The following is a 2,136-nucleotide window of genomic DNA, read 5'->3' on the forward strand; positions in this document are numbered from 1 at the left end:
GACGGGCAGAAGATGCTCGGGTTGATCCACGCCGCCGCGGTGATCGATGGGATCTACGATCGGCTCACGCAGCAGGCCCGGATTGTGCAGAAGGCGAACGCGAACGCAGGGTCGGAATCGGACCCGGAAGCGCTCGGCGACCCGGACGACGACCGCACGATCGACCAGCTGCGCGCAGACCTCTGCGCGGACACCCTGCTCACGGGTGCCGCGTCCGGGCATGACACGACCGACGGGTTGCTGGCCGCGATCCAGGCACGGGTCGAAGTCACGATCCCCGTGTTCACGGTGATGACCACCAGCACAACGGTTGGCTCCGCGTTCGGTGTCCGGGTRGAGCAGCCCGCCGAACTCGCCGGTGGGCAGCCCATCGACACGCACACCGCCCGCATCCTCGCCGGTAACGCCGTCGCTTGGGAACGCGTGCTCACGCACCCGATCACCGGGGCGATCCTCGCCGTCGACCACTACCGGCCCAACACCGACCTGCGMCGGCTCCTGCACGCCCGCGACTCCCGCTGCCGATTCCCCACCTGCGGGCTCCCACCCACTGCCCAAGACCTCGACCACACCATCGACGCCGCCTACGGCGGCGCCACCGAAGAAGGCAACCTCGGSGGWCTYTGCMGACGYCACCACGTCCTGAAGCACCAGACCGCGTGGACCGTGAAACAAAAAGGCGCGGGCGTCCTGGAATGGACCAGCCCCAGCGGCGCGACCTACATCGACAAACCACCCGCACCCGTCACCTTCACCATCGACGAACCGGATCCACCACCCGACGCAGAAGCGCCGTTCTGAGCAAGAGTCGCCGACACCCCGCATCTGCTGCCCACCGCAGACCCGCGGTTCTGAACGACCGGAGCCGGTCCCGAACCATCGCCGTTCTGAAAGACCGAAGCCGGATCCCGAACCTTCGCCGTCCTGACACCGGCGCAAGCTGTTCACGCGAACGGATCACAAGGCCCCGGCAAGCCAACCCCCGCGACCGACCCCTGTGACGGATGTCATAGCGGATCCATGACATCGTTCATCGTGCGCCGCGCACGACGCGGAGCAGACTGGATGACATGAACGAGGCGACATCATGAGCGAAACCCAGACGGTGCAGTCCGTCATCCAGGCCCCCTCCGCGCCGCACGCTGCGATCACCGCGACCGGGCTCACCAAGCGCTTCCGCGGCTTCACCGCCGTGGACGGCGTCGACCTGTCCGTCCGCCAGGGCGAGGTCGTGGCCTTCCTCGGCCCGAACGGCGCCGGCAAGACCACCACGATCGACATGCTCCTCGGCCTCTCGCAGCCCGATGGGGGCCAGGTGTCGCTGTTCGGCCTGACCCCGCGCCAGGCGATCGGGCGCGGCCTGGTCTCCGCGGTCATGCAGACCGGCGGCCTGCTCAGCGACGTCACGGTGCGCGACACCATGAAGCTCACCGCCTCGCTGTTCACGCACACCACGAGCATCGATGCCGCGCTCGAACGGGCCGGCATCGCCGACATCGCCGACCGCAAGGTGCAGAAGTGCTCGGGCGGCCAGCAGCAGCGACTCCGCTTCGCGATGGCCCTGGTGTCGGATCCGGGACTCATCGTCCTCGACGAGCCGACCACCGGCATGGACGTGGAGGGCCGGCACTCGTTCTGGCAGGCGATCCACGCCGACGCCCAGCGCGGCCGCACCRTGCTGTTCGCCACGCACTACCTCGAAGAGGCCGACCAGTACGCCGACCGGATCGTGCTGATCCGCAAGGGCCGCATCGTCGCCGATGGCACCACCGCCGAGATCAAGGCGATGGCCTCCGGCCGCACCATCGAGGCGGAGTGGGATGAGGCTTCCGGATCCGGCCAGGCCGAGATCGCGGTGCTGGAAGGCGTCGACTCCGTTGAGGTGCGGGGCCCGCGCATCATCATCCGTGCGAACGACTCCGACGCGATCGCCCGCCACCTGCTGACGCGCACCAGCGCGCACGACATCACGATCACCAGCCAGAACCTGGAGCAGGCGTTCCTGCGGCTCACCTCCGCCGACGAACCCGGCGACGACACGGAAAGGGAATGACATGACCACCGCCACCGAGCGCCTGGACCGGATCGATCCGTCCACCCGCCGCGTACCGCCGATGGGCGGCTTCAGCCTCACCT

2 protein-coding genes are annotated in these 2,136 nt (G+C 68.6%); both read left to right on the forward strand.

What is annotated here, in order from left to right; all coding sequences use genetic code 11:
- A partial coding sequence (locus AC1DMN_RS18160) for an HNH endonuclease signature motif containing protein (RefSeq protein WP_477384748.1) occupies positions 1-801 on the forward strand: 801 nt, incomplete at its 5' end.
- Between the two features lie 286 nt (positions 802-1,087).
- Entirely contained in the window at positions 1,088-2,053 is a 966-nt protein-coding gene (locus tag AC1DMN_RS18165; protein WP_477384750.1) for an ABC transporter ATP-binding protein, read from the forward strand.
- Positions 2,054-2,136 lie beyond the last annotated feature (83 nt).

This window comes from Microbacterium sp. 01T413_2 (genome assembly GCF_056398985.1).